This is a genomic window from Thioalkalivibrio sp. AKL12, assembly GCF_000377925.1.
GTDB lineage: Bacteria > Pseudomonadota > Gammaproteobacteria > Ectothiorhodospirales > Ectothiorhodospiraceae > Thioalkalivibrio > Thioalkalivibrio versutus.
In genome coordinates, this window is the sequence record NZ_KB898890.1 from 184354 (window position 1) to 198437 (window position 14084).

The 14084-nt window shown below is 67.1% G+C and carries 14 protein-coding genes and 1 tRNA gene; 10 read left to right on the forward strand and 5 right to left on the reverse strand.

Annotation, left to right across the window (positions count from 1 at the left end):
* Positions 1–125: 125 nt before the first annotated feature.
* A tRNA-Arg gene (locus D579_RS0102135) sits at positions 126–202 on the reverse strand.
* 288 nt (positions 203–490) lie between these two features.
* Here D579_RS0102135 and D579_RS0102140 point away from each other — a divergent pair.
* Positions 491–1363 carry a c-type cytochrome gene (locus D579_RS0102140; RefSeq protein ID WP_018950969.1) on the forward strand — a complete coding sequence of 291 codons (873 nt, stop codon included), beginning with the start codon at positions 491–493 and terminating at the stop codon, positions 1361–1363.
* Between the two features lie 73 nt (positions 1364–1436).
* On the opposite strand, the gene D579_RS0102145 is transcribed toward D579_RS0102140, so the two are convergent.
* The 3 genes from D579_RS0102145 to D579_RS0102155 form a co-directional block, all read right to left on the reverse strand.
* Positions 1437–2942 carry a YifB family Mg chelatase-like AAA ATPase gene (locus D579_RS0102145; RefSeq protein WP_018950970.1) on the reverse strand — a complete coding sequence of 502 codons (1506 nt, stop codon included), beginning with the start codon at positions 2940–2942 and terminating at the stop codon, positions 1437–1439.
* Between the two features lie 59 nt (positions 2943–3001).
* Complete coding sequence (locus D579_RS0102150; protein WP_018950971.1) at positions 3002–3262, reverse strand: accessory factor UbiK family protein; 261 nt, start codon at positions 3260–3262, stop codon at positions 3002–3004.
* Between the two features lie 64 nt (positions 3263–3326).
* The gene (locus tag D579_RS0102155; RefSeq protein ID WP_026289418.1) at positions 3327–4049 is read right to left on the reverse strand and encodes a pteridine reductase; all 723 of its coding nucleotides are present in this window, start codon (positions 4047–4049) and stop codon (positions 3327–3329) included.
* Positions 4050–4131: 82 nt separating this feature from the next.
* On the opposite strand from D579_RS0102155, the gene D579_RS0102160 reads away from it, so the two are divergent.
* Both D579_RS0102160 and tsaD read left to right on the forward strand, forming a co-directional pair.
* On the forward strand, positions 4132–5331 hold the full coding sequence (locus tag D579_RS0102160) for a class I SAM-dependent methyltransferase (protein WP_038050125.1): 1200 nt from the start codon (positions 4132–4134) through the stop codon (positions 5329–5331).
* Between the two features lie 76 nt (positions 5332–5407).
* A complete protein-coding gene (gene tsaD / locus D579_RS0102165; RefSeq protein WP_018950974.1) occupies positions 5408–6430 on the forward strand; it encodes a tRNA (adenosine(37)-N6)-threonylcarbamoyltransferase complex transferase subunit TsaD in 1023 nt (340 codons plus the stop codon).
* A gap of 45 nt (positions 6431–6475) precedes the next feature.
* Here the strand turns inward: tsaD and plsY are convergent, their stop codons facing one another.
* Positions 6476–7093: a glycerol-3-phosphate 1-O-acyltransferase PlsY gene (gene plsY / locus D579_RS0102170; RefSeq protein ID WP_018168903.1), complete on the reverse strand. Its 618-nt coding sequence runs from the start codon at positions 7091–7093 to the stop codon at positions 6476–6478.
* A 47-nt stretch (positions 7094–7140) separates the two neighbouring features.
* On the opposite strand from plsY, the gene D579_RS0102175 reads away from it, so the two are divergent.
* From D579_RS0102175 to ccoG, 7 genes are all read left to right on the forward strand, one after another.
* The gene (locus D579_RS0102175) at positions 7141–7965 is read left to right on the forward strand and encodes an alpha/beta fold hydrolase (RefSeq protein WP_018950975.1); all 825 of its coding nucleotides are present in this window, start codon (positions 7141–7143) and stop codon (positions 7963–7965) included.
* A complete protein-coding gene (gene bioC, locus D579_RS0102180) occupies positions 7962–8834 on the forward strand; it encodes a malonyl-ACP O-methyltransferase BioC (RefSeq protein WP_018168905.1) in 873 nt (290 codons plus the stop codon). Before D579_RS0102175 ends, bioC begins: the two co-directional genes overlap by 4 nt.
* A 204-nt stretch (positions 8835–9038) precedes the next feature.
* The gene (ccoN, locus tag D579_RS0102185) at positions 9039–10523 is read left to right on the forward strand and encodes a cytochrome-c oxidase, cbb3-type subunit I (RefSeq protein WP_018950976.1); all 1485 of its coding nucleotides are present in this window, start codon (positions 9039–9041) and stop codon (positions 10521–10523) included.
* A gap of 19 nt (positions 10524–10542) precedes the next feature.
* On the forward strand, positions 10543–11277 hold the full coding sequence (gene ccoO, locus D579_RS0102190; RefSeq protein WP_018937419.1) for a cytochrome-c oxidase, cbb3-type subunit II: 735 nt from the start codon (positions 10543–10545) through the stop codon (positions 11275–11277).
* 18 nt (positions 11278–11295) lie between these two features.
* Positions 11296–11514: a cbb3-type cytochrome c oxidase subunit 3 gene (locus D579_RS0102195; RefSeq protein ID WP_018145085.1), complete on the forward strand. Its 219-nt coding sequence runs from the start codon at positions 11296–11298 to the stop codon at positions 11512–11514.
* The gene (ccoP, locus tag D579_RS0102200; RefSeq protein ID WP_018937418.1) at positions 11511–12440 is read left to right on the forward strand and encodes a cytochrome-c oxidase, cbb3-type subunit III; all 930 of its coding nucleotides are present in this window, start codon (positions 11511–11513) and stop codon (positions 12438–12440) included. Before D579_RS0102195 ends, ccoP begins: the two co-directional genes overlap by 4 nt.
* 179 nt (positions 12441–12619) lie before the next feature.
* On the forward strand, positions 12620–14020 hold the full coding sequence (gene ccoG / locus D579_RS0102205) for a cytochrome c oxidase accessory protein CcoG (protein ID WP_018950977.1): 1401 nt from the start codon (positions 12620–12622) through the stop codon (positions 14018–14020).
* Positions 14021–14084: the final 64 nt, after the last annotated feature.

Here is a 14084-nt window from a genome sequence, read left to right on the forward strand (position 1 = left end):
GGCTAGCACACATGAGTGCTAGCCCAAGATCGGGGGCTGGAATGAGTGCTAGATGATGGAGGCAGCACTCATGAACCGATCGACGCGCTCTCGACCAGGCTTTAAGTGCTTGATTAAGCGGAATATGGCGCGCCCGGCAGGATTCGAACCTGCGACCCCTGCCTTCGGAGGGCAGTACTCTATCCAGCTGAGCTACGGGCGCGTGATGTTCGGATGGTACCAGAAGTGAATGCTGGCCTCTGCGCCCCTGTTCGCAATGAGTGCTGCCTTCGGAGGGCAGTACTCTATCCAGCTGAGCTACGGGCGCAAGATCTGCAATGATACGGGCGCGAGCTTTGACGCGTCCAGCCATATTTGACCGCCACACTCGGTTTGTGGTCGTGGTTTGCATGATGCCCTATACTCTGCGCCCGATTTGCGCTAGATGCGCGAGGGCTTTCGAATAGCACACCACATGGCCGCTCAAGGCCGGGATCTCGGAGGGAGAGAAGTGGGAAATCAACCGATCAAGATGGACACCGGGAACAAGGTGTTGCTGTTTATTGCGTCCCTGGCCTTGCTGGGTACGGTCCTTTTCCTGGTGTCGCACCTGGCCGGCTGGCTTGCCGGCATGCAGGTGTCCCAGCCCGACACCGTGAGTGACGAGCGCGTCGCCCAGCGCATCGCGCCGATCGGTCAGGTGGTGTCCGGCCAGGTGGATAGCGCCGAGGAAGCCGCGGACCTGACCCCGGGCGACCTCTACTCGAACGTCTGCGCGGCCTGCCATGACACTGGTGTTTCCGGCGCCCCGCTCAAAGACGACACCGACGAGTGGAGCAATCGCCTGAACGACAAGGGCCTGGACACCCTGTTCGCCAACTCGATCAACGGCATCGGCGCCATGCCGGCGCGCGGTGGCGATCCCAGCCTGAGCGACGAGCAGGTGCGCGACGTGGTCGCCTACATGCTGGACGAGGCCGGGGTCGATCACGACTACGAAGGCAGTGATAACGGCAATGGCGATTCCGCCGCCGAAGACGCTGCCGGGGGCGAAGAGCCGGTCGCCACTACCGAGACTGGCGAAGCGGCGGCCGAAGAAGAGGCCGAAGCGGTTGCCGCCATCGCGGTTGAAGATGGTGATGCGGAGCGCGGTCAGTCGCGTTACAACACCTGTGTTGCCTGCCACGGTGCCCAGGGTCAGGGTACCCCGGTGTTCCCGAAGCTGGCCGGTCGTGATGCCGAGTACATTGCCGACAAGCTGGTGCGTTACCGCGCCGGCGAGACCGTTGGCGACCAGACCGCGCTGATGACGCCGAATGCGGCCAACCTGTCGGACGAGGACATCGCCGACCTGGCCGTCTACGTGGCGACCTTCGAAGACTGATCGTCCCCGTAGGAACGGCAGTACAAAACCCCGCCCAGGTATCGCCTGGGCGGGGTTTCTCTTTTGGTGCCTCCTATTGCGTGCGCCAGTGGTCCAGGGCGCGATAGCTCAGAGCCTCGGTCAGGTGCTGGGTCGCGATCGCCTTGGCGTCGTTGAGATCGGCAATGGAGCGCGCCACCCGCAGGATCCGGTGGTAGGCCCGCGCGGAGAGGCGGAAGCGTTCCGCAGCCTTGTCCAGCAGCTCCCGGTCAGCCGTGCCGAGGACGGCGTACCGGTCCAGGGCTGAGCCATCGAGTGCGCTGTTCAGTCCGTTCTGGCGCTCGCGCTGCACCTTGCGGGCCCGCGCGACGCGTTTCGCCACGGAGGCCGAGTCTTCGGATGCGTCGGCCGATCCGGCCAGGTCCCCGGGTGGGATGCGCGGGACCTCGATGGCCAGGTCAATCCGGTCGAGTAACGGTGCGGAAAGGCGCTTGCGGTGGCGGGCCCGCTGCTCCGGGGTGCATTCGCAGCGTTCGGCGAGGTCGCAATCGAAGCCCTGTGGGCAGGGGTTCATCGCACCGACCAGCTGGAAGCGGGCCGGAAACTCGGCCTGGCGGGCCGCGCGCGAGATGTGGATGACGCCACTCTCCAGCGGTTCGCGCAGTACGTCGAGCACCGAGCGGCTGAATTCGGTGAGTTCGTCGAGGAACAATACGCCCTGGTGCGCGAGTGAGATCTCGCCGGGGCGTGGTGTACTGCCGCCACCGACCAGCGCGACGCCCGAGGCGGTGTGGTGCGGGGACCGAAACGGACGCGCGCGCCAGTCCTGGCGCAGGTGCGAACTGCCGCGCAGGCTGTGGATGGCCGCGGTCTCCAGGGCTTCGGCCTCGTCCATTGGCGGCAGGATGCCGGGGATGCGCGCGGCCAGCATGGATTTGCCGCTCCCGGGTGGGCCGACCATCAGCAGGTGATGCCCGCCGGCGGCGGCGATCTCCAGAGCCCGGCGCGCCTGGTGCTGGCCGCGCACGTCGGCGAGGTCGGGGTGCGCGGGTGCGGACGGCTCGGGCGGTTGTGCCGGCACCAGGGCCTCGCGCCCCGCCAGCGCGGCGCAGACGGCGCTCAGGTGCGAGCCGGTGAGGACCCGGGCGCGGCTGGCGAGGGCCGCCTCCGCCCCATCCTCCGGGTTCACCACCAGCGCCCGCTCGGCGTCGGCTGCCGCAAGCCCGGCAGCCAGGGTGCCACCCACCGGGCGCAAGGTGCCGTCCAGCCCCAGCTCGCCGAGGAACTCGTGGTGCGCCAGCGCTGCGGCCGGGATCTGCTGGCTGGCGGCCAGGATGCCCAGCGCAATGCCGAGATCGAAGCGGCCGCCGTCCTTGGGCAGGTCGGCGGGGGCCAGGTTGACGGTGATGCGGCGCCGAGGGAATTCGAAGCCGCTGGTCTGGATCGCCGCGCGCACGCGGTCGCGGCTCTCGCGCACCGCGGCCTCGGGCAGGCCGACGATCTGGAAGGCGGGCAGCCCGTTGGCCAGGTGGGTCTCGATGGTGACCAGCGGGGCGTGAATGCCGTCGATGGCGCGGGCGTAGGCGATAGTGACGGGCATCCGTGCCCCTCCGTTCTGCCGCCCGGCATCCGTGCCCGGCGGGTGGATTCAGGTGGTGGTTACTGCGCGGTCTCGTCGCTCGGGCGGGCTTCCAGCGCGGCGACGCGCGCCTCCAGCTCCGCCAGGCGTTCGCGGGTGCGTTCCAGCAGGGTCACCTGGATGTCGAAGTCCTCGCGCGTCACCAAGTCCATGCGTTCGAAGCCGCTTTGCAGCGACGAGCGGACCTGGCGCTGCACGTCCTCCTGCATGTGGCGTACCGACTCCGGCAGGCTTTCGGTGATGCGGCGGGCGAGGTCGTCGAAGCGTTTGGAATCGATCATGCTGCAGTCTCCTGGCGCAAATGCTCGGTTGGGACCAGTGTAGCGCGGCGGGACGGGGTCGCGGCTACTGCGATGCCGACCGGCCGCCGTCCACCGGGACCACCTGGCCGGTGATGTAGGGCGCGTCCAGCAGCAGGAAGCGCACGGTACGCGCGATGTCCTCCGGGGTGCCCTCGCGCTTGAGTGCGGTGCGTTCAATCATTGCCTCGTGGGTGCCTGTGTTTTCGGCCTCCTCGGGGGCGAGGATCGCGCCGGGGGCGACGCCGTTGACCCGCACGTCCGGCCCCAGCTCGCGGGCGTAGGCCTGGGTCAGCGCCCACAGCCCCGCCTTGGCCGCCGAATACACCGGGTAGCCCTTTAGCGGGCGCAGGGCATGGATGTCGACGATATTGACGACCGCGCCCTGCTGACGCTGCAACGCCGGATTGCAGGCCTGGGTGAGGAAAGTCGGGGCCTTCAGGTTGGAGCCGATCAGGTCGTCCCAGCTCTGTGGGGTGATCTCGCCCACGGCGGTGGCGTAGAAGGTCGAGGCGTTGTTGACCAGGAAATCCAGGCGGCCCCAGGCCGCCTCGGCCTCGCGCGCCAGGCGTTCGATGGTCTCCAGGTCGAGGAGGTCGGCCTGCAGGGCGCGGGCGCTGTCCGGGCGCTCCGCGTTCAGTTCGGCGACGAGGTCTTCGGCATCCGTGCGCGAGCCGCGGTAGTGGATCAGTACCCGCAACCCGGCGGCGTGCAGCCCGCGCGCGATGGTTGCGCCGACCCGCCGGGCGGCCCCGGTGACCAGCACCACCCGTGCCTCCCCGGAAGTCGTGTCCATGCTGTCGGGTTGTACCTGCGCCACGCCTGCCCCCGGGTTGGTACCATTCGTCGTCATGATGCCGCCGAAACCTAGCACAAACGCCCCGGCCGATCCGGTGGCCGCCGATATCGCCCGGCGTCTGCACGCCTCCCTGCAACAGAGTGTCGTCGCCGGCGAGGGGTTCCTTCCGTTCGTCGATTACATGCAGGCCGCGCTGTATGCGCCGGGGCTTGGCTATTACGTGAACGGGGCGCACAAGCTGGGCGAGGGGGGCGATTTCGTCACCGCGCCGGAGCTGTCGCCCCTGTTCGGCGAGACCCTGGCGACCTGGCTGGCCCCGGTGTTGCGGGACGATCTGAACGGCACCGGGACACTGCTCGAATTCGGCGCCGGCAGCGGCCGGCTCGCGGGGGATGTGATCACCAGGCTGCGCGAACTCGGGGTGGCGTGGGAGCGCTACTGGATCGTCGAGGTCAGTCCGGACCTGCGGGCGCGGCAGCAGGCCCACCTCGAGGCTGCGCTTGAACCCGCGGAGTACGCCCGGGTGGCGTGGCTGGATGCCCTGCCGGAGGCCCCGTTGCGCGGCGTGGTACTGGCCAACGAGGTGCTGGATGCCCTGCCGGTGGAGCTCTTCCGCTGGCGTGAAGGCCGGGTCTGGCAGGTCGGGATCACGGCCGATGCCGCCGGCACCCTGAGCCTGGCCGAGCGCCCGGCCCCGCCCGGCCTCGCCGAGCCGGTGGCGCGGCTCCAGGCCGAGCATGGCCCGTGGCCCGAGGGCTACCTCTCCGAGTGGCGCCCGGCCCAGGCTGCGTGGGTGACCGCGCTGGCCGACTTCCTGGAGCAGGGGGTCGCCGTGATCGTGGACTATGGCTTTCCGCGCAGCGCCTACTACGCCCCGGAGCGTCACCAGGGGACGCTGGTGGGGTATTACCGCCAGCAGATGATCCAGGACCCGCTGGCCCATCCGGGCCTGATGGATCTGACCGCGAGCGTAGATTTCACCGGGGTTGCAGAGGCGGCGGACGCCGCGGGTCTCGACGTGCTGGCCTATGCTGCACAGGGCGAATTCCTGCTGGGGGCGGGGCTGCCAGGGCGTTTCGAGGCGCGCGTCGGCAGCGGCGAGGATGCCCGTGTGACCATGCAGGCCGCTCAGGCCGTGCGCATGCTGACGCTGCCCGGGGAGATGGGCGAGCGTTTTCAGGTGATGGCCCTGGGCCGCGATTGTGCACATCTGCCGCTGGACGGGATCCCGGATCGCCGGGGGCGACTGTGAGCGCTTGCCCCAACGCAATGGCGCGGACGCACAGGGGCTGCTTGGTGCGGCCCGTGAAACCCGGCATGCTTGCGCCATGATCGTACTGGGCATCGAGACTTCCTGCGACGAGACGGGCGTGGCGCTGATCGACGCGGACCGGGGCCTGCTTGCGCACCGGCTGTACAGCCAGACTGACCTGCACGCCGTCTACGGCGGCGTGGTGCCGGAGCTGGCCTCGCGCGATCATATCCAGCGGTTGCTGCCGCTGGTACGCGCGGTGCTGGACGAGGCGGGCGTGGACGGCCACGACCTGGATGCGGTGGTCTACACCGGTGGGCCGGGGTTGCTGGGGGCGCTCCTGACCGGGGCCTCGGTAGCGCGCTCCCTGGCCTGGGGCTGGGGCATCCCGGCGCTGGCCGTGCATCACCTGGAGGGCCACCTGCTGGCGCCGTTTCTGGAGGATACCGGGCTCGATTTCCCGTTCCTGGTGCTGCAGGTCTCCGGCGGGCATACCCAGTTGATTCATGCGCGTGCCCTGGGCGACTACGACCTGATCGGCGAGAGCATCGACGATGCGGCGGGCGAGGCCTTCGACAAGACCGCCAAGCTGCTGGGGCTGGGCTATCCGGGTGGGCCGGCCCTCGCGCGTCTGGCCGAGCAGGGGCGCTCGGACGCCCTGCGCCTGCCGCGCCCGATGCTCGACCGCCCGGGGCTGGACATGAGCTTCTCCGGTCTGAAGACCGCGGTGCTGACCGCATTGAAGAAACAGGTCTACCGGCCGGAGGATGTCGCCCGCGCCTTCGAGGAAGCGGTGACCGACACCCTGGTGGAGAAGACCCGGCGCGGCCTGGAGCAAACTGAGGCCCCGGCGCTGGTGGTCGCCGGTGGCGTGGCGGCCAACACGACATTGCGCGCCGGGCTCAAGGCCATGGCGCAGCGTCAGGGGGTGCCAGTGTATTTCCCGCGGCCCGAATTCTGCACCGACAACGGGGCGATGATCGCGCTGGCCGGGCTGCGGCGACTGCAGGCCGGCCAGGTGACGGAAACCGGGGCGCCGGTGGTGGCGGCGCGGGCGCGCTGGCCGCTGGCGGAGCTGGCGCGGCCCGCGGTGGCATGAAGGGGGCTGCGGATGGGGCTGTAAACCCGTCCGCAGGCCGAAGGGTTATTCCTTTGGCGCCGCCGGGGCCTTGTCCTTCTGGCCGATCCGCGATTCCTCCCCGCGCATCAGGCGGCGGATGTTGCTGTCGTGACGGATGAACAGGATCACGCTCATCAGGGCCACGGCGGCACTGATCCAGTGGTCCATGCCCAGCAGGACCATGTACACCGGGGCCATGCCGGCGGCGACCAGGGCAGCCAGCGACGAATAGCGCCAGATGGCGGCAACGACCAGCCAGGTGAGCAGGACCAGGCCGCCGACCAGCGGGCTGATGGCGAGCATCACGCCCAGCGCGGTGGCCACGCCCTTGCCGCCCTGAAAGCGGTAGAACACCGGGAACACGTGCCCGAGGAAGGCGGCCAGGCCGATCAGGCCGATCGCCCAGCCGGGGAACAGGTCCAGTTGCAGGGCGACGAACACCGGCAGCCAGCCCTTGCCGACATCCCCGATGAGCGTGATGATGGCCGCCGTCTTGCCGCCCGAGCGCAGTACATTGGTGGCGCCGGGGTTCTTCGAGCCGGTGGTGCGCGGGTCCGGCAGGCGCAGCAGCTTGCTGACCAGAATGGCCGTGGAAAGCGATCCCAGTAGATACGCGATGATGATGCCGATTGTGATGCCCATGAGCGGTCAGCCTGCCTGCGCGGATTGGCGAGAGGATTCGACCGCACATGATACGCAAGCCGGTGGCCGCCGTTCAGGGCGCTGACGTGCCTGCCGCGCAATCGCAGGGCGGTGCTCCGACGCTGGTGCTCCTGCATGGCTGGGGCTTCTCCGGCGCGGTGTGGGCGCCGCTGCGGGCCGCGCTCCCGGGTGCGACACGAGTGCTGGCGCCAGACCTGCCCGGGCACGGGGCCGCCGGTGATGGCGAGATGCTGGCGGATGCCGAGCGCACCGCGGCGGCGTTGATCGCTTCGCTGCCAGCGGATGTCGAGTGTCCGGTGTGGGCGGGCTGGTCCCTGGGCGGTCTGGTCGCGCTGGCCGCCGCGCGCCAGTGGTCGGGGCCCCAGGGGCTGCTGCTGATCGGGGCCTCGCCGCGCTTTGCGAAGGCCGACGACTGGCCGGCGGCCCTGCCCCCGGCCGAGCTGGAAGATTTTCGTGCAGCCCTCGGGGGTGGTCGCCGGCGGCTGGAGCGCCGTCTGGCGATGCTCTGTGCACGTGGCAGCCAGGATGCCGCTTCGCTCGCCCGCCGGCTGGTGGTGCAGTTACAGGCCGCTCCAGCCTCGCCCGAGGGCCTGGAGGCCGGCCTCGCGCTACTGGAGGCGGCGGATCTTCGGTCCGTCTGGGCGGGCCTGGAGGCGCCGGCGGCAGCCTGGCTGGAGGCGGGCGATGCGCTGGTGCCGGCCGCCGTGGCGGACGACCTGCACAGGCTGCGACCCGCCAGTCGGGTCGTCCGCGGCGTGGGCGGCCACGCGGAGTGGTTCGCGCGCCCGCAATCCTTGGCCGGTTTGGTCGTCGAGTTCTTGAATCAGTGCAGCGCAGGGAAATCCGCATGAGCCGACCCGACAGTTTCGATCTCGACAAGGCGCGGGTCCGCGAGGCCTTCGCGCGGGCGGCCTCCACCTACGAGGAGCACGCAGTCCTGCAGCGCGAGGTGCAGGAGCGAATGCTGGGGCGGCTGGACTGGGTTCGCATGCAGCCGGAACAGGTTGTGGATCTCGGCTGCGGCATCGGCGAGGCCCTGGACCACTTGAGCCGCCGCTACCGCAAAGCCCGCCTGGCCGGGGTCGATTTCGCCCCGGAGATGGTCGCGCGGGCGCGCCGCCGCGGGCGCTGGCTGCGCCGGCCGCAGGTGGTCTGCGGCGATCTCGAGGCGCTGCCGCTGGCGGAGCAATCCTTCGACCTGGCGGTTTCCAGTTCCGCCCTGCAGTGGTGCGCCAGCCTGGATCAGGCCTTCATGGAGGTGCGGCGTATCCTGCGCCCGGGCGGGCTGTGGATGTTCACCACCTTCGGTCCTGACACCCTGCGTGAGCTGCGGGCCGCCTTCGCGACGGTGGACGGTGGGGCGGGGACGCATGTGAACGCCTTCATGGATATGCACGACATTGGCGATGCGCTGGTGCGCGCCGGGTTTGCCGATCCGGTGATGGACCAGGAGGCCCTGACCCTGACCTACCCGGATCTGACCGGGTTGATTCGTGACCTGCGCGGGGTTGGGGTGCGCAATGCCCTGTCGGGCCGGTCGCCCGGACTGTTCGGTCCGCGCCGCCTGGTTGCGGTGGCCGAGGCCTACGCGCGCGACTTCGGCGTGGAGGGTCGCCTTCCGGCAACCTGGGAGGTGGTCTACGGCCATGCCTGGGTGCCGGACGCCCCGCCGCCATCGCGCCCGGCGGGGCGGGTGATCCCGGTCCAGCCGATTCGTTGATCCAGATCAACGAATCGGCTCGGCGCCCTCTCGCCTGGAGGTGTATGACCGATGTATTATCGAAGCGGTCAAAAGTTCCGCCAATCGCACTCAATATCCGAGTGACACAGGTGGTATTGGTTTTTTGTGGGCCCGGAATGGGGTAGAGTTCACGCCCCCGAACCATCGGGACATCCGTGTTCCCCGCAGCAAGGTGGAAAAGTCATGTCACAAGCAGCCACTACGGCGGGTGCCGCACCCGCAGCGTCAGTCGCGACTTCCGAGCAGTACAATTACGCGATCATCAAGCGGTTCGCCATTGCCGCCATCCTCTGGGGTGTGTTTGGCATGGCGGCGGGCGTCTGGATCGCTTCGCAGCTGGCGTTCCCGTTCCTGAACTTCGATATCGCGCAGATCACCTTTGGGCGTTTCCGCCCGGTCCATACCTCGGCCGTGATCTTCGGGTTCGGGGGTAATGCGCTGTTTGCCACTTCTTATTACATCGTTCAGCGAACCTGCCAGACGCGCCTGTGGAGCGACTCCATGGCGAGCTTCACCTTCTACGGGTGGAACCTGGCGCTGATCCTGGGCGTGATCACCTACATGATGGGGATCACCCAGGGCCGCGAGTACGCCGAGTTCAACTGGCAGATCGACATCATCATCCTGGTTGTCTGGGTGGCTTACTTCATGGTCTTCCTGATGACCCTGCTGCGCCGGAACCAGCCGCACATCTACGTGGCGAACTGGTTCTTCATGGCCTTCATCCTGGCGACCGCGCTGCTGCACGTCTTCAACAACATCCAGGTGCCGGTGGGTCTGTTCCACCCGCATTCCTACTCCATCTTCTCTGGGGTGCAGGATGCGATGACTCAGTGGTGGTACGGCCATAATGCGGTGGGCTTCTTCCTGACCGCGGCCTTCCTCGGGATGATGTACTACTTCGTGCCGAAGCAGGCCGGGCGTCCGATCTACTCGTACAAGCTGTCCATCATCCATTTCTGGGCGCTGGTCTTCCTGTACATGTGGGTGGGCGCGCACCACCTGCACTGGACGGCCCTGCCGGACTGGGTCTCCACCCTGGCGGCGACCTTCTCCATCCTGCTGCTGCTGCCTTCCTGGGGTGGCATGATCAACGGCATCATGACCCTGTCGGGCGCCTGGGATAAGCTGCGCACCGACCCGATCATGCTGTTCCTGATCACCGCGCTGGCGTTCTACGGCATGTCGACCTTCGAAGGTCCGATGATGTCGCTGAAGAGCGTGAACGCGCTGTCGCACTACACCGACTGGACCGTGGGCCACGTGCATTCCGGTGCGCTGGGCTGGGTGGCGATGATCACCTTCGGCTCCCTGTACCACCTGATGCCGCGTCTGTGGAACGTGAACCTGTACAGCCTGAAGCTGGTGTACGTGCACTTCTTCCTGGCGACCATCGGGATCGTGCTGTACATCACCGCGATGTGGGTGGCCGGTATCGGTCAGGGTCTGATGCTGCGTGCCTTCGACCAGTACGGGAACCTTGCCTACACCTTCACCGAGTCGGTGGTGTTCCTGCACAAGCCGTACGTGGTGCGCGCCATCGGTGGCGGGTTCTTCCTCGCCGGCATGCTGATCATGGCGTTCAACATCGCGATGACCGTTCGCTCGGGCATCAAGGCCGAGGCCCGCGAGGCCCAGGCTGCGTCCACCGAAGCCCGCACGGCCTGATTAGGGAGAGAATAGATCCATGAAGCATGAAAGCGTTGAAACCAATGCCGGCCTGCTGATCATCCTCACCCTTGCGGTGATCAGCGTCGGCGGCCTGGTCGAGATCGTGCCGTTGTTCTACATCGACGACACGATCGAGGAAGTGGACGGCGTGCGTCCCTACACCCCGCTGGAACAGCGTGGTCGCGACATCTACGTTCGCGAGGGCTGCTACACCTGCCACTCGCAGATGGTGCGTCCGTTCCGTGACGAGATGCTGCGCTACGGCCACTACTCGCTGGCGGCCGAGTCGCAGTACGACCATCCGTTCCAGTGGGGCTCCAAGCGCACCGGTCCGGACCTCGCCCGAGTTGGCGGCAAGTACTCCAACGAATGGCAGGTTCAGCACCTGATCAATCCGCAGTCGCTGGTACCGGAGTCGATCATGCCGGGCTACCCCTGGCTGGCGGAAACCCCGCTTGACTACTCCGATATCGACCGCCGGATGGTCGCGCTGAAGCGGGTCGGTGTGCCGTACTCGCTCACCGAAGAGGAATACGAGGCCAACGTCGAGCGCTTCGGCGAAGAACACGCCCGGATGTTCGATATCCGTGACGCCGAGGACAACCTGGTTCGCCAGGCCCAGGCGGGGAACTTCGACGGCAACCCCGGGACGGTCACCGAGATGGATGCAATCGTCGCCTATCTCCAGGTGCTCGGGACCATGGTCGACTTCAGCGAATACGACGACGGACACTTTGCCGAGTTCCGGTAAGGAGGAGCGGGTGCGAACATGATGGGACTGTGGGAATGGATCACGGACATGGGCAATAGCAAGATGGTCGCCCTGTTGCTCTTCATGGGCACCTTTATCGGGGTCGTGATCTTCCTGTTCGCCAACCGTCAGCGCGCCCGGAAGTTCGAGACGTATCGCTATATTCCTCTGGATGACGATGATTCACATCGGGAGCCCGTGGCCCGGCGTGACAAAACCAAGAGTGACGAGCAATGAGCACACAGGACAACCGCGAAAAGGACCCGAACCAGGTCGAGACCACTGGGCACGTCTGGGACGGGAACCTCCAGGAATACAACAACCCGCTCCCGCGCTGGTGGCTGTGGGGTTTCTACGCCACGATCGTGTTTGCCGTGGTGTACTGGCTGATCTACCCGGCCTGGCCGATCGGTGACAGCTTTACCAAGGGCTTCAACACCATCACCTTCGAGCAGGGTGGCGAAGAGCGCACGATGCACTGGAACACCCGTGCGCTGCTGGCCAAGGACATGCAGACCGGCACCTACGCGGTGCGTCAGCGCGAGATGCTTGAACAGGTGGCGGCCCAGGATTACGAAACCATCCTGCAGGACGCCGAGAGCATGAGCTTCGTCAACGCCTACGCCCAGGGTTCCTTCGGCACCTGGTGTGCCGCCTGCCATCAGGTTGGCGGTGCCGGCGTGGTCGGGCAGTACCCGAACCTGCGCAACGACCACTGGAAGTGGGGTGGCACCGTGGAGCAGATCGAGGAAACCCTGCACCAGGGTCGCCTGGGCTACATGCCGGGCTACCGCGACACCCTCGACGGCGACCAGCTCAACCAGGTCGCAGCGTACGTGCTGTCGCTCAACGGCTACAGCGTCGACCAAGGTGAAGCGGACGCCGGCGAACGCATTTTCACCGGTACCGACGGCGGCTGCTTCCAGTGTCACGCCATGGATGGCCAGGGTCTGGCGTCCCAGGGGGCTCCCAACTTGACCAATGATCTCTGGGGTCTGGTGGACGTGCGCGGTGCGGAAAGCGATAGCGAGCGCCAGCGTCTGGTGGCGAACTTCATTCGCAACGGCGCCCAGCGCGAGATGCCTGCGTTCGGGGACCGTCTGTCCGATGCCGAGATCAAGATGCTGACGGCCTACGTGCATTCGTTGGGTGGCGGGCAGTAAGCGCGAATCTGTTGACCGTATGGTGAGCCCCGGGGCCGGGCGCTCGCCGCGATAACTACAGGGGTGCCCGCCGGGTTGTTTGACGCCCGAGGGCGCCCCTGCTTTTTTGGAAGGAACCCGATCCCAGGGCGCGCCTTGCGGCCGCCCCACTCTGCCGGATTGAACTCCGGGAGGTTTTGATGTCCCAGGCCCAGCCGTTGTACGAGGCACGCATCCCGATCCATCCGCGGTCGGTCAAGGGGCGTTTCCGCAATCTGAAGACCGGCATCCTGTTGCTCGCCTACGGTGTGTTTTTCGGCCTGCCCTGGGTTCGCTGGGAGCGCGAATACGGCCCCAATCAGGCGGTCTTGTTCGACATCCCGGGCCGGCAGTTCCACATCTTCGATCTGGTCGTCTACCCGCAGGACATCTTCTGGTTGGCCGGTTTCCTGCTCGTGGCCGCCTTGCTGCTGTTTTTCGTCACGGGCGTCGCCGGACGGGTGTTCTGTGGCTATTTCTGCTTCCAGACCCTGTGGACCGACGTCTTCATGTGGCTGGAGCGCAAGATCCAGGGTGAACGGCCCGCCCGCCTGCGCCTGGCCAAGCAGCCCTGGACTGGCGAAAAGCTGTTCAAGTACGGGTTGACCCACCTGTCCTGGCTGCTCGTGGCCTTTGCCACCGGGCTCGGTTTCATCCTGTACTGGGGGAATGCCCCCTCGATCGTGAGCGACTTCTTTACCGGTCAGGCGGTCTACGCGGCCTACCTGACTGCAGGCATCCTGACGGCCACGACCTACACCTTTGCCGGATTGGCGCGCGAACAGGTGTGCACCTTCATGTGCCCCTACGCCCGGTTCCAGAGCGTGATGTTCGACCGCGACACCATGATCGTGTCGTATGAAGAGGCGCGCGGGGAAGGTACCGCCGGGCGCTCCAAGGTCAAGGCCGGTCTGAAGACCCGCGAGGAACGCCAGGCCGCCGGGGTGGGTGACTGCATCGACTGCGGCTACTGCGTGCAGGTGTGCCCGACGGGCATCGATATCCGCGACGGGCTGCAGTTCCAGTGCATCCACTGCGCACTTTGTATCGATGCCTGCGACACCATCATGGACAAGCAGGGCTGGCCCCGCGGCCTGATCACCTATACCTCCGAGCGCGAGCAGGAGGGCGGGAAGACGCATGTCCTGCGGGGCAAGACCCTTGGCTACGGGGCCGCCGTGCTGATCGTGGTCGTGGCGCTGGTCGGCAGTATTCTCGGGCGCCCGCCGGTGGACGCCAACGTCAACCAGGTGCGCCAGCCGCTCTACGTCCAGATGTCCGATGGTCGCACCCAGAACGGCTACGAGATCCGCCTGAACAACACCGCGGATCGGGAGCTGGACTTCGAGATCGGCCTGGCGGGGCTGGAGGGCGCCGAACTGGATCTGGGCCAGGTGGAACGCATCCGTCTGGAGCCCGGTGAGCGGCTGACCGTCGTGGCGCGTGTGCGCCACGACGTGCCCGCCGGTACTCCCTCGCCGCAGCCTTTCCGCTTCGTGATCACCGACCGCGAGGGCCATATCGAACCGCTCGAGGTGACCTCGCAGTTCAGTCACCGCTAGCAAGCGTTGCCGTCAGCCACCGGCGAAGAAACAGTAACCGAGCTGCCGGAACTCGCGCGGCACA